Origin of the sequence: Brucella pseudogrignonensis (genome assembly GCF_002252525.1) — a bacterium.
GTDB classification, from domain to species: domain Bacteria; phylum Pseudomonadota; class Alphaproteobacteria; order Rhizobiales; family Rhizobiaceae; genus Brucella; species Brucella pseudogrignonensis.
In genome coordinates this window covers 70790-89873 of the sequence record NZ_NNRM01000011.1, presented here as the reverse complement: position 1 = coordinate 89873, position 19084 = coordinate 70790, and the positions used below count along the sequence as shown (strand labels likewise).

Sequence of the window (19084 nt, the reverse complement as noted above, 5' to 3'; positions counted from 1 at the left end):
TGATGGATATTTTACCTCGCATTTCCATCACTTACTGCACGCAATGTAACTGGATGCTGCGGGCTGCATGGCTGGCGCAGGAGCTGTTGCAGACATTCGGGCAGGACTTGGGCGAGGTGGCTTTGCGGTCCGGCACAGGTGGTGTGTTTGAAATCCATCTGTCTATGCCGGGCGGTCAAGATGAACTCATCTGGGAGCGTAAGCGTGACGGTGGGTTTCCGGAAGCCAAGGTATTGAAGCAACGCGTGCGCGATCTGGTCTGGCCGGATCGCGATCTTGGTCACTCTGATAGGACTTCAAAACCTGAATAAGACAAAGCCCGCAAGTTGCGGGCTTCTTTGTTGGTAGGATTTGGAGCGCGTTTCGATCCGAGTGGATCAGATCGTCGCTCTAAATTCTTGTTGTAACGCGCATCTCTATCCGAAAACCGTTTCACACTTTTCCGGATGCGCTCTAATCCTCATCCACCACGCGCAGGCGCATTTGGGTTGGAGCGTTATCCGACTGTCGCGTCGGGCGCTGGGGCTCTTCAGCCGGTGCCGGGCCAAATTCCAGTGCTTCGATCTTCGCACCGCGCTTGGTGACCTTATTGGAAGACACCAGAATGTCGTCAATATCCTTGTTGGCCTGCACAAAATGGGTTTGCAGCTTGCGCACACGCTCATCAAGGCGGCCTACATCTTCCATCAGACGGATCACTTCACCCTGAATGACATGCGCCTGTTCGCGCATACGGGCATCTTTCAGGATCGCCTGAATAACCTGAATTGACAGCATCAGGAGCGATGGCGAGACAATAACGATCCGCGCCCGGTGCGCGCGCTGGATCAGCGCTTCAAAATGCTCATGAATATCGGCAAAAATAGATTCCGATGGCACGAACAGGAAAGCCGTATCCTGTGTTTCGCCTGTAATCAGATATTTGTCGGAAACATCCTTGATATGCACTTCCATATCGCGGCGGAACTGTGCAACGGCTGTCTTGCGTGCTTCCGGCTGTTCCGTTTCGCGCATGGAGTTCCATGCTTCAAGCGGGAACTTCGCGTCGATGACCAGTGAAGGCGCGTTGTTTGGCATCCTTACAAGGCAATCGGGGCGCGTGCCGTTGGATAGTGTCGCCTGAAACTCGTAAGCGCCCTGCGGCAGACCATCGGCAATGATCGCTTCCATGCGCGACTGGCCAAAGGCACCGCGCGTCTGCTTGTTTGCAAGGATCGCCTGCAACTGCACGACCTGACCGGCAAGCGACTGGATATTGTTCTGAGCTGTGTCGATGACTGCAAGACGCTCCTGCAGTTTTGCGAGGTTTTCATGTGTCGAACGGGTCTGCTCGGTCATGGTCTGGCCGATGCGATGCGTCATACCGTCGAGCCGTTCACGGATCGACTGGTTGAGCTCTGCCTGCCGTGAACCGAACACTTCGGCCATGGTTTGCATCCGGCCCTGCATTTCGGATTGTGCTTTCAGAATCTCCGCCATGCGATATTCCGCATCACGCGCACGGTCTTCAGCCTGTGCTTCCGCAACCGCGCGAAGACGTGCAGAACGCGCTGCCGCAATGAGGAAAATGGCGAGGCACAGGACCAGCACGACAATGCCCGCAAGGAGAATATCTCCCAGCGTGAAGGAGGTTGCACCAAGCTGCAAAAGCGGTTCGTTCAAGAGATTCTGGTTTTCCATTGCGCAAGCTTAACTGATTCGTGTCGCCTTGATGAGATCAAAACAAGAACATTTTGCAAGTTACAATTGACGATTCTCGCGCAAGCGATTACGTGAAGCGCATGTCTATTAAACCGCTCATCATCCTTCCCGATCCCGTCCTGCGCCAGCTTTCCAAGCCTGTCGAGCGCTTTGACGATCAGTTGCGCAAATTTGCCGGCGACATGTTCGACACCATGTATGACGCGCCGGGCATTGGCCTTGCCGCCATTCAGGTGGGCGAGCCTCTGCGGATGCTGGTGATTGATCTCGCCAAGGAAGACGAGCCGAAGGCGCCGCATGTCTTTATCAATCCGGAGATTGTCGCCTCATCGGACGAACGCAGCGTCTATGAAGAAGGCTGTCTTTCGATCCCGGATTATTATGCAGAGGTCGAGCGGCCTGCGACCATCGAGGTCAATTATTTCGATGCGGACGGCAAGGAAAAGTCGATGGAAGCCGATGGGCTGATGGCGACCTGCCTGCAGCATGAAATCGACCATCTCAATGGCGTGCTGTTTATCGATCATATCTCCAAGCTCAAGCGCGATATGGTCATCAAGAAGTTCAAGAAGCTCGCCAGTCAGCGTGCATCAAACAGGGCTTTGTAATGCGGATTGTCTTTATGGGGACGCCGGATTTCTCCGTGCCAATCCTCACAGCCATCATCGGACAGGGCTATGAAGTCGTTGCGGTTTACTCGCAGCCACCGCGTCCGGCTGGCCGTCGCGGACTGGAACTGACCAAGTCGCCGGTGCACGAAAAGGCTGAGGAATTTGGCATTCCGGTTTTCACGCCGAAAAGTCTCAAAGGCACCGAAGAGCAGGACGTTTTTGCGAGCCTTGAAGCCGATGTCGCAATTGTCGTGGCTTATGGCCTGCTGCTGCCACAGGCCATTCTCGATGCTCCGCGCCTTGGATGTTACAACGGTCATGCGTCGCTTCTTCCGCGCTGGCGCGGGGCTGCTCCCATTCAGCGGGCTATTATGTCTGGCGATACAGAAACCGGCATGATGATCATGAAAATGGATGCGGGGCTTGATACGGGTCCTGTCGCTATGGCCGAAAAAGTTGGGATCACGCCGGACATGACTGCAGGTGAGCTGCATGATCGTTTAAGCCTTATCGGTGCTGACCTGATGGTGCGCGCATTGGGTGCGCTTGAGCGCGAAAGCCTCACACTTCAGGCGCAGCCAGAGGAAGGCGTGACCTATGCCGCCAAGATCGATAAGGCCGAAGCGCGTATCGACTGGTCGAAGCCTGCGAAGGACGTTCACAATACGATCCGTGGCATCTCACCATTTCCGGGCGCCTGGTGCGAGATGGAAATCAACGGTGTCGTTGAACGTGTCAAACTCCAGCGCTCCACATTGGGCGAGGGAAGCGGCGCTCCGGGAACTATACTTGATGATCGCCTGACGATTGCGTGCGGCGAGGGTGCTGTGCGGCTCGTAACGTTACAACGTTCAGGCGGTAAACCTCTGCCCGCGCAGGAGTTTCTGCGTGGAGCGTCTGTGACGAAGGTTCTCTGAGCGGTGCCTCGTTACAAGATCACTGTCGAATATGACGGCACGCCCTATGTCGGCTGGCAGCGGCAGGAAAACGGCCATGCCGTGCAGAACGCGATTGAGCAGGCGTTCAAGAAGTTCTGTGGAGAAGATCTGACGCTAAGTGCGGCAGGCCGCACCGATGCAGGCGTTCATGCGAGCGCGCAGGTCATTCATGTTGATCTGACAAAAGATTGGGGTGCTGCGAAAGTGCGCGATGCGCTCAATGCGCATCTGGTGATGGCAGATGAACGCATCAGCATTCTCAATGTCGAGAAGACGACGGATGCTTTTGACGCGCGGTTCTCAGCGCGTGGACGGCACTATCTTTATCGCATTCACAATCGACGTTCGCCGCTGGCAATCGATTATCAGCGCGTGTGGTGGGTGCAGAAACGCCTTGACCACGAAGCGATGCATGAGGCTGCAAAGCGGCTTCTGGGTGAGCATGACTTCACGACATTTCGCGCAACGCAATGTCAGGCAAAAAGTCCGGTAAAGACACTCGACCGGCTGGATATCACGCGCAATGGCGACTATGTCGAAATGCGCGTTTCAGCGCGTTCGTTCCTGCATAATCAGGTGCGTTCCTTTGCGGGAAGCCTGATGGAAGTTGGCGTTGGCCGCTGGACGGCTGATGATCTGCAGGCAGCACTTGAGGCCAGGGACCGCAAAGCCTGCGGTCAGGTCGCGCCGCCCTATGGCCTCTATCTGATTGGCGTTGATTACCCGTTTCCGTTTTAGAGCGCCTTTCGATGTGATTGAATCAGATCGGCGCTCTCATTCTTTGTTTAGGCGCGTATCTTGTCCGAAAGCCGTTTCACACTTTTCGGGACGCGCTTTAAAAACTCTCCGTACCAATCCCGATGCCGAAGAGTTGTTGCAGGATCACTGTAATGAACAGTGAGCCGAAGAACATGCAGGCAAAGAACGGTGCGACATAAGCGTGTGGACGTTGCAACACAATAAAGGTTAGCCGGTAGCTCAGGATAATTGAGATGCCGAAGAGCACGAATGCAAACAGCGTCGCGACATCAAGAAATCCCGGAAAGAACAGCTGCAGCAGCGTGATTGGCGCGAAAAGCCATGCAAGAAGCGCGCTGCCCCAGTTGGTTGCAATCACATAAGCGGCGTAGCGCTTTGCAATGCCTATACGTTTGGCAAGCAGGCCGACAATAACAATCGGTATCACCCATGCTGCGATATCGACGGTTGCTGCACGAATGACGATTGCCAGGCGAAGGCCAGCTTCTTCGCGTCCGGCCGTGAGGTCAGCCGAATAGGCAACCCAGGTCGCCAGAAGCGGCGGCAGAGCAACGACAATCGCATAGAATGATGTCCAGAAATCTTCTGCGGAGATATCGAGATATGCAAGGCCGTCTTTGCGGCCAAGCATCATCTTCCAGACGCCCGTGAAGTATCTGAAAATATTATCCAGATTGGGCATGTAATTCCTTTACCCAAAGAAATCAGCGATGAAACGTTCGTAAATCTGTGTCAGTCCTTCGAGGTCGGCAAGAGCCACACGTTCATCGACCATGTGCATGGTCTGTCCGACGAGGCCAAATTCCACCACCGGGCAATAATCCTTGATGAATCGCGCGTCCGACGTGCCGCCTGATGTGGAAAGCTTAGGGCGTTTGCCGGTGACAGCTTCCACTGAAGAGGTCAGTGTTCCGATCAGCTTCTCATCGCGGGTCAGGAAGACATGGCTCGGGTGTTCGCGCCATGTCAGTTCATACTTGATTGGCGTTTCACGGCCCGGGCGCAGACGGTCGTTGCGCGAAGCCTTTTCGAGACGCGAGACGATCTCAGCCTTCAAGCTGTCTGCGGTCCAAGTATCGTTAAAGCGGATGTTGAAGGAAGCGGTTGCCTTGTTTGCAATCACGTTTGTTGCTGTGTTGCCCACATCAACCGTCGTCACTTCCATATTGCTGGCCTGAAAGTCATCCGTGCCTTCATCGAAAGCCGGATAAAGCAGGCCGTCGATGAGTGTGGTTACACCGCGAACCGGATTTTCTGCCAGATGCGGATAGGCAGCATGACCCTGCACGCCATGCACTGTGATCGTGCCGGAGATTGAGCCACGACGCCCGATCTTGATCATGTCGCCGAGCGTGTCCGGATTGGTTGGTTCGCCGACAAGCGAAGCATCCCATGTTTCGCCACGATCCTTGGCCCATTGCAGCAGCTTTTCGGTGCCGTTGATTGCCGGGCCTTCTTCGTCACCTGTGATGAGGAAGGAGATGCTGCCCTTGAGGCTGCCGTGCTTTTCAACATGCCGTGCGACAGCAGCCACAAAGCAGGCAATGCCACCCTTCATATCGACTGCGCCGCGGCCATACATGATGCCGTCTTCGATAGCGGCAGAGAAAGGCGGATGTTTCCAGTCGCTCTCATTGCCCGGAGGCACGACATCGGTGTGGCCGGCAAACATCAGATGAGCACCGTTTCCGGATTTACGCGCATAGAGGTTTTCGATGTCCGGCGTGCCTTCTTCAGTGAAGACGGGGCGCTGAACGGAAAAGCCCATTGGCTCAAGCATCGCTTCGAGTGCCGTAAGCGCGCCGCCTTCTGCGGGCGTTACGGAAGGACAGCGGATGAGAGCGGCGAGGTTATCGGCGGGATTGGTAGGAAGGCTCATGATGTCAAAGCTTCATTCTGAGAATCGTATGGGCTTGAGATTAGATCGGGAAGCTCCCAGATGAAATAGCAATCGCCTCTTTAGATAAACAAGTTCGAGGACGCGCAAAAATCGCAGCTTTTCTCAGATCGTTGCAATTCGGGAATGAAATTTCCTTGACCAGAGGGGCTTTGTCATCGTTAGTTAAAAAAAGGTTGATAGCGAGATCCGGAAAACGGACCGGTCACCGGGGAATTGTTCCAAGGGACATTTTTAATAATGGGAATCCGTCATGCGTCTACTGATTTCTGCGGCAGCAGGTATAATGGCTTTATCCGGGGCGACGCTGGTTCCGGCCAAGGCAGCTCAATGGAGTGAAGCAGGCGGGATTACCAGTATTCCATACGGTCATCTTGATTATTGCAAACGTAATCCGCGTGATTGCGGCGCTCATCGCGCTTTGGCGCCGATGAAGCTGACGCCGGATCGCATGAAGCTTCTGCAAAGCGTGAACGCATCGGTCAATGCGGCGATCAAGCCTGTTTCCGATCAGGAAAATTACGGCAAGCGCGATTATTGGACCATTCCCCGTAATGGGAAGGGCGACTGCGAAGATTATGTATTGATGAAGCGCGCCAAGCTGATGGCGCGGGGCATCAGCCCATCGCAGTTGCTCATTACCATGGTGCAGGGAAGCGAGCCGCATATTGTGTTGTCGGCAAGGACGGATCACGGTGATTACATTCTCGACAATATGCGCGGGGAAGTGCTGCCGGTGGAGAAGACCTCCTACCGTTATATCAAGATGCAATCGCCAGCCAATTCTGGCCAGTGGGTCTCTATTGCGGGACGTTCGGTAGCTGTTGCTAATAATTGAGGTCCGGCGCCCGGTTTTTGACTGAGTTCCAAACCGGCATGGTAATTACAAAGTTTAACAGGGTCGCGTCTCGCGGCCCTATTTTATTGTGAGCCTCTTGTTGTGTTGGAAGAGGGCGCTTCGTTTGAATTTTTTGCGGTTTGCAAATCGTGGCAACGTTGAAAAGATCAGCCACACAACTGTCGCCAATGGGCCTCATTGTTCGCTATTATTATACAGTGATTGCAAACAGTCTGTTCAACGAAAATGAACAAAAATACCTATATAACAGTTCTGTGAATGCTGATATATGATTTAACATGCTGTTTCTAATTAATAATTTTCGTTTTTATATCCAATTTCGAAAAAATTGGCTGCACGAATGTGTGATTAAGAAAACATTTTCGTGACTGGAACTTTCTCCCACTGTCACCCATTTGAGATGCATGAGGACGACGCACAGAACGTCGCCCATCTGACTAAGGAGATAGAAAATGAATAAGTTTGTTCTTGCTGCTGCTGCTCTCGCACTTAGCGCCGGTGCTGCTTTTGCTGAAAACCCACGCGTAGGCGAACCAGCCGACCTTTATGCAAATGATCGTACTCCAGTTGCTGCTCAGCGCGTTGATCACACCGCGACTGCTGCAATCGGCCAGTCGACCTACATGGATGGTTCTGCAAACCGTTTCGGTGATGCATCGCCTTCCAGCTTCTCGAACTAAGCGTTCGATAGTGAGCTTTGCTATCCCGGTCTGATTGCAGATCGGAATAGCAAGACATGAAGGCAGTGAGTGCGGCCTCCCAAGGTTCTTACTGCCGGATTTATATACTCAACGATTTTAACGAATCTCCCCGGAGGATGGCTTCATGTCATCCCGGAGTCCCCGAAGGGAAAGGCAAGTTGCCATCCGATGGGGTGATATAAGGATTATGAAAATGAAGAAGTTTGCTCTTGCTGCCGTAGCCGTTGCCCTTAGCGCCGGTGCTGCTTTCGCTGAAAACCCACATGTTGGTGAACCAGCTGATCTTTATGCAAACGATCGTACGCCAGTTGCAACACAGGGCGTTGATTACACCGCTCCTGCTTCGATCCAGAACCAGACCTATAGCGACGGTTCTGCACACCGCTTCGGCGATGCATCGCCTTCGAGCTACCAGAACTAATCATTCTGGCAGTGAAACAAAAAAAGGCGAAGCTCTCGGGCTTCGCCTTTTTTTGATGCGAGTGCATCCTGAAAAGTGTGAAGCGGTTTCAATGACTTAGTATTCGCTGAAACCGCTCTATGCAGGCAAATTATACCAAGGCGCTAAGATGCTAACGCATCACGCCTTGAAAAAGTTCAATCGCCACTCGGGCTTAACCAAAACTCCATGAGTATGACTCATGGAGTTTTGGTATTAGTCGCGCAGCAGCTCGTTGATCGAAGTCTTCGAGCGGGTCTTTTCATCGACGCGCTTGACGATCACGGCGCAATAGAGGCCGGGACCAGCTTCACCATTCGGGAATGGCTTGCCCGGCATCGTGCCTGCAACAACTACCGAATATGGCGGTACTTCGCCGTAGAAGATTTCACCAGTTGCGCGGTCGACGATCTTGGTCGACTTGCCGATGAAGACGCCCATGCCGAGCACGGCACCCTCACGAACGATACAACCTTCAACGACTTCCGAACGGGCGCCGATGAAGCAATTGTCTTCGATGATGGTCGGGCCAGCCTGCATTGGCTCCAGGACGCCGCCGATGCCGACGCCGCCCGACAGATGCACATTCTTGCCGATCTGTGCGCAGGAACCAACCGTTGCCCATGCATCGACCATTGTGCCTTCATCGACATAAGCGCCGAGATTGACGAAGGATGGCATCAGGATCGCGTTTGGCGCAATGTAAGCCGAAAAGCGAACAACTGAATTTGGCACTGCACGAATGCCAGCAGCTTCAAATTCATTGGCTGTCCAGCCGTCGAACTTTGAAGGAACCTTGTCCCACCAAGAGGCTTCGCCGGGACCGCCTTTGATGATCTGCATCGGGTTGAGACGGAAAGAAAGCAGCACGGCTTTCTTGAGCCACTGATTGACCTGCCAGTTGCCGTCCGCCTGTTTTTCTGCCACACGCGCTTCACCGCGATCGAGCATAAGAAGCGACTGCTCAACTGCATCGCGAACTTCGCCGCGGGTTGCCGTGTTGATGCCATCGCGTTCGTCAAAAGCCTTTTCGATGACCTTTTCAAGGGAGGCGAAATCTGGCTTGGTCATATGGCGGTCTCCATAAAATGGCAGGATAAGCGGCTGCCGTCTTTGTGGTCGGCAGTTGTCACAGAAGTGATTAAGCGAAGGTACCATATGGGTCAATCGCGTTGTTACGCGAATTGCGCGGCCCTATTCGAGACAGATTAAGAATTTAGCGCCAAAATTGATGCTAAAGCATCAATACGCATTGTAATTGAAGGAGCAGGCAAGCATGAACCCAATGGAGAAGTCTGGCTGGACGCCTTTCCCCAATTCTGAGGACGCTGCTAAACAGGCACGCACTGTGCCTCAGACACCTCAGACCGAAGCTCCCGCATATCGTCTTGCCTTCATGGATGATGACTTCATGACGCGACGCGATATGCGTCCCGTGCGGCTTCAGCTTGAGCTTCTGAAACCAGAACTGATCCTTGCTGATCGCGGCATCAAGTCGACGGTCGTCATGTTCGGTGGTGCACGTATTCCGGAGCCGGGTGGTGACGCCTGGGCTGCGAAAAACGAAGTGCAGAAAAAGAACCTTGAGGCCAATTCGCGCTATTATGAAGAAGCGCGGAAGTTTGCCCGGATCTGCTCCGAATATTCAGCGACCACCTATTATCGCGAATTCATCGTGGTGACTGGCGGAGGTCCGGGCGTGATGGAAGCAGGCAATCGCGGTGCCGCCGATGTTGGTGCGCCGACCATCGGTCTTAATATCGTGTTGCCGCATGAGCAGGCACCAAACGCTTATGTGACGCCGGAACTTTGCTTCAACTTCCATTATTTTGCGCTGCGCAAGATGCATTTTCTCATGCGCGCAAAGGCTGTCTGCGTATTCCCCGGCGGCTTCGGCACGATGGATGAGCTGTTTGAAGCCATGACGCTGATCCAGACAGATCGTATGGAGCGTATGCCGCTCATCCTGTTCGGCAAGGAATTCTGGACCAAGGCGATCAACATCGAGTTTCTCGCAGAACAGGGCACAATTTCGCCCGCCGATATTGAGCTGCTGACCTTCGTGGAAACGGCTGACGAAGCATGGAACGAGATCAAGAACTTCTATAAGCTTTGATCTCTTCGATTATAGCATTTCCAGCAAAAGTGCGAAGCGGTTTTGCGCCGGATAATGCGTAAAAACAAACAGTTACAGCGGTTCCAACGATTCCTTTTTAACTGGAACCGCTGTAAAGCTTCCAAAGCGCCCGGTCTGTTATGATCGGGCGTTTTCGTTTTCTGAATATTCGCGCGGGCGGTGAACGAGTGTCACCAGCACAACGGAAATAATCATCAGCAGATACCATGAGCCGAGCTTGCTCATTGAAACCAGCTCCCAGCCATTGCGCTGGTTGGGATAGAGCCAGGCTTTCGACCAGGTTCCGATGTTTTCAGCGATCCAGATGAACAGCGATGTGAGCAGGAACGCAACCAGCAGCGGCATTTTATGCCGGAAGCGAAACACGCGATAATGCATGGTCGTGCGCCAATAGAGCGCGAAGGTTGCGGCAAACAACACCCAGCGCATATCCCAGATGAAGTGATGGGCGAAGAAATTGATATAGATCGCAGCTGCCAGCACAACAGTCGTCCAGAGCGGCGGATAGTGGTTGAGCCTGATATCGAAGATGCGGTTGATACGCGCCATATAGGAACCGACAGCCGCATACATGAAGCCTGAAAACAGTGGCACGCCACCGATCCGGAAGAAGTTTTCCTCCGGATAGATCCATGATCCGGCATGGGTTTTGAACACTTCCATAGCCGTTCCGACAATATGGAAAATGACGATGACCTTGGCTTCTTCCCAAGCCTCCAGCTTGAAGACAAGCATTCCAAGCTGGATCACAACAGCGGAGAGAAACAGGAAATCGTAGCGGGTGATAAATCCTGCACCATCTTCTGGCCAGAACCACCGTGTGAGGATGATGAGACCCAGCATCGCGCCGCCAAACAGGCAGGCCCATGCTTGCTTCAATCCAAAAACCAGAAACTCAATCAGCGCATCACTGATGCGATGCCTTGGCAAGCTGTCGAGAAGGCGATGAGCCGCCTTATCGATACGTTTTTCAAGGCCGGTAAACTGCCTATCGGTCTGCAATTATGGTTTCCAGAAACTGGGTCAGATTGTCGGTTACATAATCGACCTGATCGGTGAATTCCGGGTCGCTTTCCCATATTTCGGAGAATGTTGGCTCGAAATTGTTTGGAACCACCAGCACGGTTTTCATGCCCAATGTCTTCGGCACGACGAGATTGCGCGCCAGATCTTCAAACATGACAGCCTTTTGTGCGTCAACGCCGAATGCGCCGAGAAAACGATCATAAGTGACACGTTCTGGCTTAGGCGTCAGGCCTGCTGCAACGATGTCGAAAATATCGTCGAAATCATCAAGAATGCCGAGCTGCTGTGCTGCACGTTCCGCATGGCCGCGATCACCATTGGTGAAAATGAAACGGCGGCCGGGCAGGGCACGAATGGCTGCCCCGAGTGCGGGATCGGGTTTCAGCCATGAATAGTCGATGTCGTGGACCTTCTTGAGAAAGTCATCAGGATCGATCTCATGGCACTCCATCAGGCCCTTCAGCGTGGTGCCATATTCCAGATAAAACTGCTTCTGAATTTTGCGCGCTTCGTCACGCGGCAATTTCAGGAGGTTCTCGACATAACTCGTCATACGTACATCGATCTGGGAAAACAGATCGGCTGCGTGCGGATAGAGCGTATTGTCGAGGTCGAATACCCAGTCGGTAACGTGGGCAAAGGCCGGAGCATCAGGTTGATTGGTCATAAGTCTTTATGTCACGAAGGCGGGCCAAGAAAAAGCCGCCCGAAGGCGGCTACTGGATTACGGTACAATCAATGTTCCTGCACCATGCTCCGTGAAAAGCTCAAGCAGTACCGAATGCGGTGTTTTGCCGTTGAGAATAACAACGCCTTCAACGCCGCGACGGATTGCATCGATGCAGGTTTCGACCTTAGGGATCATGCCGCCGGAGATCGTGCCGTCCTTTATCAGCGCCTGAGCGTCGGCGACCGAAAGCTCCTTGATGAGCTTCTTGTCCTTGTCGAGAACGCCGGGAACGTCGGTCAGGAACAGAAGACGTGTTGCAGCCAGCGCGCCAGCGATAGCGCCTGCAAAGGTGTCTGCGTTGATGTTGTAGGTATGACCATCGCGACCGGGTGCAACCGGCGCAATAACCGGGATCATTTCTGAACGCGCCAGAAGATCGAGAAGCGTGCGGTCAACTTCTGCGGGTTCACCAACAAAGCCCAGATCAAGAACTTTCTCGATGTTTGAATCCGGATCGATAACCGTCTTATGCGCCTTGCGCGCGAAAACCATGTTACCGTCTTTGCCGCAAAGACCGATGGCCCATTCGCCTTCGGCGTTGATGAGAGCGACGATTTCCTTGTTGATGGAACCGGCGAGAACCATTTCCACCACTTCAACCGTCTTCTCGTCGGTGACGCGAAGACCACCTTCAAAGCGCGATTCAATGCCGAGCTTCGAGAGCATCGCCTGAATCTGTGGGCCACCGCCATGAACGACGATCGGATTGATGCCTGACTGCTTCAAAAGCGCGATGTCGCGGGCAAAAGCCTTGCCCAGTTCAGGGTTTCCCATGGCGTGACCGCCATATTTCACTACGACATTCTTGTTTTCGTAGCGCTGCATATAAGGCAGAGCTGCGGAAAGGAGTTGCGCTTGCATTTCAGGATTTTCAAGAGTCGTCATCGCGGGCTCCATGGCTGGCGACAGGGCAAGAGAGGCAGGCTTTTCTAAGCAATATGCACTGTTCTGTAAAACGGTTTTAGGCGTTTTGTTCGCGATTATTTGAATGCGTTGCCAAAGATCGCCCAATTAAAATCCTTGGAGAGTGCTAGAAGATTGCGCATAACGCCCGCTCTTGAACGGAGTAGATTCATGCGACGCGCATTTTTTACGGCTTTGATTTTTCTGGCGGGCATCAGCGCCTCGCAGGCGGCAGCGACGACCGAAACGATCATAATGTTACGCCATGGTGAAAAGCCGGAGCAGGGGCTTGGACAGCTCAATTGCCAAGGCCTCAATCGCTCGCTGAAACTGCCTGCCGTAATCAAGCAAAAATTCGGAAAACCGGATTTCATCTTTGCGCCCAATCCGGCGCAGCTGAAAGAAGACAAGGGCGCGATCTATTCCTATAACCGCCCGCTTGCTACGGTCGAACCGACAGCTATCACGTTTGGAATGCCTGTTGATACGCGCTTTGGCTTCAAGGATATTGAGGAACTGCAGGCGACGCTCGCGCAGCCTGGATATCGCAACGCGACAGTACTGGTGGGTTGGGAACACAAGCAGATCGTGAAGCTTGCCAGAAGCATCGTCAAGGATAGCGGTGGTGACAAGGCTCTCGTGCCGAAGTGGCCGCGGGAAGACTTCGACAGCATGTATGTTCTGCGTATCACGCGTGATGGTGCAAAAACCACCACGCGGTTTGAACAGCTCAAGCAGGGTCTAAACAATCAGTCGGCAAGCTGCCCGCGCTAAACTGATGTCTTTTCCTGGAGCGCGTCGTGCTTAATCATACACGCCACGCTCGCTCTATTTTGTTGTTTTACGCATGTTGGGATCGAAAAACCGGTTCCCACTTTTCCGCGACCGACTGCCTATTCCTTGGCAACAAGCGCGATGGCAGCGCGCAGCTCATCAAGGCCGAGGCCTTTTTCTGACGATGTCGTGATGATGCCCGGGAAACAGGCGGCGCGCTTTTTGGTGAGCGCGTGGGTTTCTTCTATCAGACGTGGAATGCCAGCGGCCTTGATCTTGTCGATCTTGGTCAGCACGATCTGATAAGAAACCGCAGCCTTGTCGAGCAGGTCAAGCACTTCAGCATCGTTCTTCTTGATGCCATGGCGTGAGTCGATCAGCAGATAGACGCGCTTCAGCGTGGTGCGGCCGCGCAGGTAATCGAACACGAGACGTGTCCACGCATCGACATGGGCTTTGGGTGCTTCGGCAAAGCCATAGCCCGGCATGTCGACGAGTGCCAATGGCGGAAGGTCGCCATTCTCGCCGGAATAGCCATCTGGAACGAAATAGTTGAGTTCCTGCGTTCGGCCCGGTGTGTTGGAGGTACGGGCAAGACCCTTTTTGCCGACAAGCGCATTGATGAGCGAAGATTTGCCGACATTTGAACGTCCGGCAAAAGCAATTTCAACCGGGCCTTCCAGTGGCAGAAACTTCATCGAAGGCACGCCACGGATGAAGATCCACGACTTCTTGAAGAGCAGGCGCCCTTCCTCGACCAAAGCCGCATGGGCTGCACGGGTCGCATCTGCTGCTGCCTGAGCGGCATTGATGGCTGCCTGCTTTTTGTCCTGATCGCTCAATGTGGTCTTCCTGATCCGTATATTCCGTAAAAGACACGCATCACGGTTACGCGCCGCATTGTCAACCGCTCTGGATCAACGAGCACAAAAAAAGCCCCGCAGATGCGGGGCTTTTTGTCTTTTTACTTCTTGGCCTCTTTCGGCTTTCGCTTGAAGAGGTCTTTCAGGTTGTCAAAAAGTTCGATTTTAACACCCTGACGCTTCATGATGATGCCCTGCTGGGTAATCGAAAGCGTGTTGTTCCATGCCCAATAGATCACGAGGCCTGCTGGGAACGATGCCAGCATGAAGGTGAAGATGATCGGCATCCAGGTGAAGATCATCGCCTGCGTTGGATCTGGAGGCGTTGGGTTCATGCGCATCTGCAGGAACATGGTGATGCCCATGATGATTGGCCAGACGCCGATCATCAGGAACGCTGGAACCGCAAACGGCAGAAGGCCGAACAGGTTGAAGATCGATGTTGGATCGGGTGCTGCAAGATCCTGAATCCAGCCAAAGAACGGCGCATGGCGCATTTCAATGGTGACGTAGAGAACCTTATAGAGCGCGAAGAACACCGGAATCTGGACCAGCACTGGCCAGCAACCTGCAAGCGGATTGATTTTTTCCTGCTTGTAGAGCTGCATCATTTCTTGCTGCTGCTTCATCTTGTCATCCGCATATTTCTCGCGGATTTCCGTCATCTTCGGCTGCACCAGCTTCATACGAGCCATCGACTTGTACGACTTGTTGGCGAGCGGGAAGAACAGGCCCTTCAGCAGAACGGTGACAACCAGAATGGCGATGCCGAAATTGCCGGAGAACTTGTAGATCCAGTCGATGAGGTAGAACATCGGCTTGGTGATGAAGTAGAACCAGCCCCAGTCAATCAGCAGTTCAAACTGCTTGATGCCGAGCTTTTCTTCGTAGTTCTTGATGTCCGAGACAACCTTGGCGCCAGCAAAAACGTGGTTCTTGATGGTGCTGGCTTCGCCAGCTGCAACCGTGATCGGCGCGCTGAGGAAATCCGACTGGTAGCGCGGACGGTCATTGGTGAAGTGCGAGAAACGTGCGGTGAACTTTTCGTTCTGCGGAGGTACGAGCGTTGCCGCCCAATACTTGTCGGTGATGCCGACCCAGCCGCCAGTCACGTCCTTGAACGAAATGTCCTTGTCGTCTTCAACCTTGGAATACTTGATTTCCTGAAGGCCATCCTGACCCATGACGCCGATAAGGCCTTCATGGAGAACATAGGTAGCGCTTGCATGTTCAGGCTGGTTGAAACGCGTTACGCGGCCATAAGAAGCAAGCGAGATCGGTGCGCCGGTGTTGTTGGTGACCGTATCGTCGACTTCGAACATGTAGGCATCATCAACCGAGATGACGCGCTTGAATGTGATGTTCTTGTCGTTGGTGAATGTCAGAGTAACAGGCGTCGATGCCGTCAGCTTGTTGTTGCCTTCAACGGTCCAGACAGTGTTTGGACCAGGAACTTCGCCGGTTGCGTCGTTGCCGGTGAAACCGAGTTCAACGAAATAACCCTGCTTGAGAGCCGATGGTGCGAGTAGTTCGATTTCAGGCGACTTGTCGTCTACAGTCTCGTGATACTTCTTGAGATAGAGATCATCGAGGCGCGCGCCGGTCAGATTGATCGAACCACGCAGCGAAGCTGTGTCGATATCGATGCGCTGCGACTGTGCGGTTGCGGCTTCACGGGTCAGCGTGCCGCCTGCGGCTGTGCCATCGCTGTGGCCTGGAATTGCGCCGGCGGTGCCGGACATTTGTGGAGTATCACCCTGCGAGCCGCCCTGGGCTGCCTGCTGGGTCTGGCGCTGCTGCTCCTCAATGCGTGTCTGCTCCCGCTGGGCTTCCGTTTTCGGTCCCAGATAGAATACTTGCCACAGCGTTAATACGAGGATGGACAGGGCAATGGTGATGAAGAAATTACGATTATTTTCCATTGACGGGTCCTGATTCCGGTCTTTCCGTTCGGCGTTTCTTCTCGTCCCGCCGTCCCTCCGGTGCCGTGATGCGGCGGGAAAGTTCCCCGGTCAGTTTCGAGAAGGGCGCAGTGAGTGCTTGCTCGCGCGCTACGATCACATAGTCGGTCGAAGGCGCCATGTCACTCCCTACGTGACAACGAACCGCTTCTCTCAGTCTGCGACGTATGCGGTTTCGAACCACCGCATTGCCGTTTTTCTTGGTGACGGTGAAGCCTGCGCGGGGTTTTTCGCCGATTTTGGCAGCTTCGGATTCTTCCTCCGTCCGTTTCCGGACTTCAAGAAGAAATAGGGGACCACGCCGTTTTTCACCATTCCTAACAGACAAAAACTCCGCTCTCTTGCGAAGGCGGAGTATTTGTTTCTGCTTTTTCATATCTTTAATCACCGCGCTGGTCGCGCGGGAAAGATTAAGCGGAAAGCCGCTTGCGGCCGCGTGCGCGGCGAGCGGCAAGAACCTTACGACCGCCGGCAGTAGCCATGCGTGCACGGAAACCGTGACGACGCTTGCGGACGAGATTGGATGGCTGGAAAGTGCGCTTCATTTATTTAATACCGCGGTGTGCGGCCCTTCTTGGTTCTGTCTTTTCATCGAGTATGATTTTGCCGAAAACCGGTTTTCACTTTTCGGTATCATGCTCTATTGAACAGGAGCTGGTTCTTTTCCCAAAAAGCAGGATAGCACAAGCCATCCATTAACCCTATGGGCGAACGTGCTGCGGCTTATAGGGAAAGGGCCGTCAGGAGTCAATTGCCCCGCAAATATTCTACACGATCAGCGACGCGGTGGTTTGAGCTTATTGAGCGCGATTGCAGCATGGATCAGCGTCGTCAGAGCTTTTGCATCGATTTCTTCGTTTTCACGGATATCAATCGCGCGACGTACGTTGCCTTCAAGGCTTGAATTGAAAAGGCTGGAAGGATCGTCCAGCGACGCACCTTTCGCGAAAGTGAGTTTCACAACGCTCTTATAGGTCTCGCCTGTGCATATGATCCCCGAGCAGGACCATACCGGCACACCGCGCCATTTCCATTCTTCGATAATCTCCGGGTCGGCCTTCAGGATAATGTCGCGGATATGAGAAAGCGTTTTGCCTCTCCAGTCTGCAAGTTCCCTGATCCTGCCATCGATCAGTTGCGAAGGTGTTTTTGCATCGTCAGTTTCTGCGGGCATATTGTTTCTCTCCTCTTGTCGCTGTCGTAGCACAGCAGGCGGCCTGGAGTGCGTTTTTATTTGAATTGTCCGGATGAGGCTTCAAACAGCCATTGCCAAAGCGGGCAGGGGCTTTAATAAGGATGCGCAACATTTTTAAATGCGGGCCCGTTTCCGCAGTAGTCATGAGAGGAGTTCACCATGAGCATCCGTCGTATCGAAGTCGGACCACGCATGAGCCAGGCCGTCGTTCACGGCAATACAGTTTATCTCGCCGGCCAGGTTGGCGAGCCAGGCGCGAGCGTGACCGATCAGACCAAGGCCGTTCTGGCTGAAGTTGATCGTCTGTTGGCAGCTGCTGGTTCCGACAAGTCCAAGATCCTTCAGGCGATCATCTGGCTTGCAGACATGAAGGACTTCGCTGAAATGAACGCAGTCTGGGACAGCTGGGTCGACAAGGCCAACACGCCTGCCCGCGCGACCGGTGAAGCAGCGCTTGCAACGCCTGACTACAAGGTCGAAATCATCATCACCGCTGCAATCTAATTAACTGCAGTTGCTGATTGAAAACCCCGCTCAAGCGGGGTTTTCTTTTATTGGCGTATGCGTTCAGAATAGCCGTCACGTCCGCCAGCCTGCGCCTTGGCGTCGATGGATGCACGTTCCTCTATCTGCTCCAGAGTCCCATTATTTTCGAGCCAGCCATGGTCGTAGAGATATCCCGGCAGATAGCCTGAAAGCAGGATCCGATAATCAAATGGGAAGGTCGGATCGAGCACGCGCGCCATTGTGAAAATGATCGTCGTACAATTGGCGGTCAGCGTGTTGTAGAATTTGGGTGTGGCTGCCAGCTCATTGCCAAGCTCGACATAAGAGAGGAAAAGCTCTCTTGCGCCTGCCGGGGGCAGGTCTACCCGATAGCGAAAGACATTTTCTTTGCGCACATTGGTCCGCAGATAGATGATGTCGCTTTCTTCCGCCGCGATCATCGCCAGTTCAAACTCGCGAAAAAATCCACCTATGGATGAAAAGACCTCGTGATGCTCCCTGCGGATTTCGCCAGAAAAGACGACGTGTCTGCCGTCTTCAAACCCGAACGACAACAGCGTATGCGCAATGGCCGGGCCCGCCCAATAGGAGAGGTAAACATCGACAGAGTTTATCTTGCTCAGATCGTAGGTGGCTTCTTTCCAGTTGGGTGTGAAATCATTTGGTGTTCGCCAGTCGAAATCGCGAACATTGAAAAGCGTAACATTATCGCCATCAATCTTGCCGGTAACGGTTCGCGCGACGTCTGGTGCCCAGATGCGGTCGAGCGATGGGCGGATGGTGGCCCACCAGCCGAGCATCAACAGTGCCAGCAGGCAGAAGAACAGTCGCTTGCGCATGCAATAGAAGTTTCGCTCGCCTGCGATGACCCACAGCGCGATTGCCAGCCAGACGGCGATGATCGAGCCGCGCACAGCATTGCCGAAAGGCAACTGGAACCACATGGCAAAGCTGGACCAGATTGCAAAGATGATTACGAATAATACGAAGACGAACTTGCCGAGAAAGCGGACGGGCTTTGATTTCAAGATAGAAGACATGGACATCCCGTATTCGCCTGACGCTTCATTTACCGAAGTTGTG

At 53.5% G+C, this 19084-nt stretch carries 23 protein-coding genes; 10 read left to right on the top strand and 13 right to left on the bottom strand.

Features of this window, described 5'->3' with window-relative positions:
• The first annotated feature begins 2 nt into the window (after positions 1-2).
• Entirely contained in the window at positions 3-311 is a 309-nt protein-coding gene (locus CEV34_RS03720; RefSeq protein WP_039860126.1) for an Rdx family protein, read from the top strand.
• Between the two features lie 142 nt (positions 312-453).
• Here the strand turns inward: CEV34_RS03720 and CEV34_RS03715 are convergent, their stop codons facing one another.
• The gene (locus CEV34_RS03715) at positions 454-1680 is read right to left on the bottom strand and encodes a DNA recombination protein RmuC (RefSeq protein ID WP_007876418.1); all 1227 of its coding nucleotides are present in this window, start codon (positions 1678-1680) and stop codon (positions 454-456) included.
• 101 nt (positions 1681-1781) lie between these two features.
• Between CEV34_RS03715 and def the strand changes: the two genes are divergently transcribed.
• The 3 genes from def to truA are packed head-to-tail and all read left to right on the top strand — an operon-like array spanning position 1782 to position 3988.
• Positions 1782-2309 carry a peptide deformylase gene (def, locus tag CEV34_RS03710; RefSeq protein WP_007876417.1) on the top strand — a complete coding sequence of 176 codons (528 nt, stop codon included), beginning with the start codon at positions 1782-1784 and terminating at the stop codon, positions 2307-2309.
• Positions 2309-3229 (top strand): methionyl-tRNA formyltransferase, encoded by a 921-nt coding sequence (gene fmt, locus CEV34_RS03705; RefSeq protein ID WP_007876414.1) that lies wholly within the window; start codon positions 2309-2311, stop codon positions 3227-3229. The genes def and fmt overlap by 1 nt, the downstream gene beginning before the upstream one ends.
• 3 nt (positions 3230-3232) lie before the next feature.
• Positions 3233-3988 (top strand): tRNA pseudouridine(38-40) synthase TruA, encoded by a 756-nt coding sequence (gene truA / locus CEV34_RS03700; protein ID WP_007876409.1) that lies wholly within the window; start codon positions 3233-3235, stop codon positions 3986-3988.
• Between the two features lie 97 nt (positions 3989-4085).
• Here truA and CEV34_RS03695 read toward each other — a convergent pair whose 3' ends face one another.
• Both CEV34_RS03695 and dapE read right to left on the bottom strand, forming a co-directional pair.
• On the bottom strand, positions 4086-4691 hold the full coding sequence (locus CEV34_RS03695; RefSeq protein ID WP_007876406.1) for a hypothetical protein: 606 nt from the start codon (positions 4689-4691) through the stop codon (positions 4086-4088).
• A gap of 9 nt (positions 4692-4700) precedes the next feature.
• Entirely contained in the window at positions 4701-5888 is a 1188-nt protein-coding gene (dapE, locus tag CEV34_RS03690; protein ID WP_007876405.1) for a succinyl-diaminopimelate desuccinylase, read from the bottom strand.
• A 304-nt stretch (positions 5889-6192) separates the two neighbouring features.
• Here dapE and CEV34_RS03685 point away from each other — a divergent pair, with 304 nt between their 5' ends.
• The 3 genes from CEV34_RS03685 (at position 6193) to CEV34_RS03675 (ending at position 7887) form a co-directional block, all read left to right on the top strand.
• Positions 6193-6744 (top strand): transglutaminase-like cysteine peptidase, encoded by a 552-nt coding sequence (locus tag CEV34_RS03685; protein ID WP_007876404.1) that lies wholly within the window; start codon positions 6193-6195, stop codon positions 6742-6744.
• 473 nt (positions 6745-7217) lie between these two features.
• On the top strand, positions 7218-7445 hold the full coding sequence (locus tag CEV34_RS03680) for a hypothetical protein (protein ID WP_007876403.1): 228 nt from the start codon (positions 7218-7220) through the stop codon (positions 7443-7445).
• A gap of 214 nt (positions 7446-7659) precedes the next feature.
• Positions 7660-7887, top strand: coding sequence for a hypothetical protein (locus CEV34_RS03675; protein ID WP_007876402.1), 228 nt, complete (start codon positions 7660-7662; stop codon positions 7885-7887).
• A gap of 234 nt (positions 7888-8121) precedes the next feature.
• Here the strand turns inward: CEV34_RS03675 and dapD are convergent, their stop codons facing one another.
• Positions 8122-8976, bottom strand: a complete 855-nt coding sequence (gene dapD, locus CEV34_RS03670; RefSeq protein ID WP_007876401.1) for a 2,3,4,5-tetrahydropyridine-2,6-dicarboxylate N-succinyltransferase — start codon at positions 8974-8976, stop codon at positions 8122-8124.
• Positions 8977-9181: 205 nt separating this feature from the next.
• Here dapD and CEV34_RS03665 point away from each other — a divergent pair, with 205 nt between their 5' ends.
• Positions 9182-10021, top strand: coding sequence for an LOG family protein (locus CEV34_RS03665; RefSeq protein ID WP_039860101.1), 840 nt, complete (start codon positions 9182-9184; stop codon positions 10019-10021).
• Positions 10022-10159: 138 nt separating this feature from the next.
• Here CEV34_RS03665 and CEV34_RS03660 read toward each other — a convergent pair whose 3' ends face one another.
• The 3 genes from CEV34_RS03660 to argB are packed head-to-tail and all read right to left on the bottom strand — an operon-like array spanning position 10160 to position 12683.
• Positions 10160-11044, bottom strand: a complete 885-nt coding sequence (locus CEV34_RS03660) for a DUF817 domain-containing protein (RefSeq protein WP_007876397.1) — start codon at positions 11042-11044, stop codon at positions 10160-10162.
• Complete coding sequence (locus CEV34_RS03655) at positions 11031-11735, bottom strand: pyrimidine 5'-nucleotidase (RefSeq protein WP_007876395.1); 705 nt, start codon at positions 11733-11735, stop codon at positions 11031-11033. Before CEV34_RS03655 ends, CEV34_RS03660 begins: the two co-directional genes overlap by 14 nt.
• Positions 11736-11792: 57 nt before the next feature.
• Entirely contained in the window at positions 11793-12683 is an 891-nt protein-coding gene (gene argB, locus CEV34_RS03650) for an acetylglutamate kinase (protein WP_007876393.1), read from the bottom strand.
• Between the two features lie 189 nt (positions 12684-12872).
• Between argB and CEV34_RS03645 the strand changes: the two genes are divergently transcribed.
• Positions 12873-13475, top strand: a complete 603-nt coding sequence (locus CEV34_RS03645; protein WP_007876391.1) for a hypothetical protein — start codon at positions 12873-12875, stop codon at positions 13473-13475.
• Positions 13476-13594: 119 nt separating this feature from the next.
• On the opposite strand, the gene yihA is transcribed toward CEV34_RS03645, so the two are convergent.
• The 5 genes from yihA to CEV34_RS03620 all read right to left on the bottom strand — a co-directional run bounded on the left by yihA (position 13595) and on the right by CEV34_RS03620 (position 17473).
• Positions 13595-14338 (bottom strand): ribosome biogenesis GTP-binding protein YihA/YsxC, encoded by a 744-nt coding sequence (yihA, locus tag CEV34_RS03640; RefSeq protein ID WP_085982971.1) that lies wholly within the window; start codon positions 14336-14338, stop codon positions 13595-13597.
• Positions 14339-14439: 101 nt separating this feature from the next.
• On the bottom strand, positions 14440-16260 hold the full coding sequence (gene yidC / locus CEV34_RS03635) for a membrane protein insertase YidC (protein ID WP_007876384.1): 1821 nt from the start codon (positions 16258-16260) through the stop codon (positions 14440-14442).
• Positions 16250-16675, bottom strand: a complete 426-nt coding sequence (rnpA, locus tag CEV34_RS03630) for a ribonuclease P protein component (RefSeq protein WP_039860099.1) — start codon at positions 16673-16675, stop codon at positions 16250-16252. The genes yidC and rnpA overlap by 11 nt, the downstream gene beginning before the upstream one ends.
• A 34-nt stretch (positions 16676-16709) precedes the next feature.
• Positions 16710-16844 carry a 50S ribosomal protein L34 gene (gene rpmH / locus CEV34_RS03625; protein ID WP_007876380.1) on the bottom strand — a complete coding sequence of 45 codons (135 nt, stop codon included), beginning with the start codon at positions 16842-16844 and terminating at the stop codon, positions 16710-16712.
• A 230-nt stretch (positions 16845-17074) separates the two neighbouring features.
• Complete coding sequence (locus tag CEV34_RS03620; RefSeq protein ID WP_007876379.1) at positions 17075-17473, bottom strand: DUF1801 domain-containing protein; 399 nt, start codon at positions 17471-17473, stop codon at positions 17075-17077.
• A gap of 180 nt (positions 17474-17653) precedes the next feature.
• On the opposite strand from CEV34_RS03620, the gene CEV34_RS03615 reads away from it, so the two are divergent.
• Positions 17654-17998: a RidA family protein gene (locus CEV34_RS03615; protein ID WP_007876378.1), complete on the top strand. Its 345-nt coding sequence runs from the start codon at positions 17654-17656 to the stop codon at positions 17996-17998.
• 47 nt (positions 17999-18045) lie between these two features.
• Here CEV34_RS03615 and CEV34_RS03610 read toward each other — a convergent pair whose 3' ends face one another.
• Entirely contained in the window at positions 18046-19041 is a 996-nt protein-coding gene (locus CEV34_RS03610; protein WP_171380204.1) for an Lnb N-terminal periplasmic domain-containing protein, read from the bottom strand.
• Positions 19042-19084: the final 43 nt, after the last annotated feature.

Excerpts from the sequence above, each read along its gene's own strand:
- yidC (WP_007876384.1), bottom strand. The coding sequence starts at position 16,260 with ATGGAAAATAATCGTAATTTCTTCATCACCATTGCCCTGTCCATCCTC.
- dapD (WP_007876401.1), bottom strand. The coding sequence starts at position 8,976 with ATGACCAAGCCAGATTTCGCCTCCCTTGAAAAGGTCATCGAAAAGGCT.
- argB (WP_007876393.1), bottom strand. The coding sequence starts at position 12,683 with ATGACGACTCTTGAAAATCCTGAAATGCAAGCGCAACTCCTTTCCGCA.
- CEV34_RS03715 (WP_007876418.1), bottom strand. The coding sequence starts at position 1,680 with ATGGAAAACCAGAATCTCTTGAACGAACCGCTTTTGCAGCTTGGTGCA.
- CEV34_RS03680 (WP_007876403.1), top strand. The coding sequence starts at position 7,218 with ATGAATAAGTTTGTTCTTGCTGCTGCTGCTCTCGCACTTAGCGCCGGT.
- CEV34_RS03610 (WP_171380204.1), bottom strand. The coding sequence starts at position 19,041 with ATGTCTTCTATCTTGAAATCAAAGCCCGTCCGCTTTCTCGGCAAGTTC.
- rpmH (WP_007876380.1), bottom strand. The coding sequence starts at position 16,844 with ATGAAGCGCACTTTCCAGCCATCCAATCTCGTCCGCAAGCGTCGTCAC.
- CEV34_RS03720 (WP_039860126.1), top strand. The coding sequence starts at position 3 with ATGGATATTTTACCTCGCATTTCCATCACTTACTGCACGCAATGTAAC.
- CEV34_RS03695 (WP_007876406.1), bottom strand. The coding sequence starts at position 4,691 with ATGCCCAATCTGGATAATATTTTCAGATACTTCACGGGCGTCTGGAAG.
- CEV34_RS03620 (WP_007876379.1), bottom strand. The coding sequence starts at position 17,473 with ATGCCCGCAGAAACTGACGATGCAAAAACACCTTCGCAACTGATCGAT.
- dapE (WP_007876405.1), bottom strand. The coding sequence starts at position 5,888 with ATGAGCCTTCCTACCAATCCCGCCGATAACCTCGCCGCTCTCATCCGC.
- CEV34_RS03645 (WP_007876391.1), top strand. The coding sequence starts at position 12,873 with ATGCGACGCGCATTTTTTACGGCTTTGATTTTTCTGGCGGGCATCAGC.
- fmt (WP_007876414.1), top strand. The coding sequence starts at position 2,309 with ATGCGGATTGTCTTTATGGGGACGCCGGATTTCTCCGTGCCAATCCTC.
- CEV34_RS03685 (WP_007876404.1), top strand. The coding sequence starts at position 6,193 with ATGGCTTTATCCGGGGCGACGCTGGTTCCGGCCAAGGCAGCTCAATGG.
- CEV34_RS03615 (WP_007876378.1), top strand. The coding sequence starts at position 17,654 with ATGAGCATCCGTCGTATCGAAGTCGGACCACGCATGAGCCAGGCCGTC.
- CEV34_RS03655 (WP_007876395.1), bottom strand. The coding sequence starts at position 11,735 with ATGACCAATCAACCTGATGCTCCGGCCTTTGCCCACGTTACCGACTGG.
- rnpA (WP_039860099.1), bottom strand. The coding sequence starts at position 16,675 with ATGAAAAAGCAGAAACAAATACTCCGCCTTCGCAAGAGAGCGGAGTTT.
- CEV34_RS03675 (WP_007876402.1), top strand. The coding sequence starts at position 7,660 with ATGAAGAAGTTTGCTCTTGCTGCCGTAGCCGTTGCCCTTAGCGCCGGT.
- CEV34_RS03665 (WP_039860101.1), top strand. The coding sequence starts at position 9,182 with ATGAACCCAATGGAGAAGTCTGGCTGGACGCCTTTCCCCAATTCTGAG.
- def (WP_007876417.1), top strand. The coding sequence starts at position 1,782 with ATGTCTATTAAACCGCTCATCATCCTTCCCGATCCCGTCCTGCGCCAG.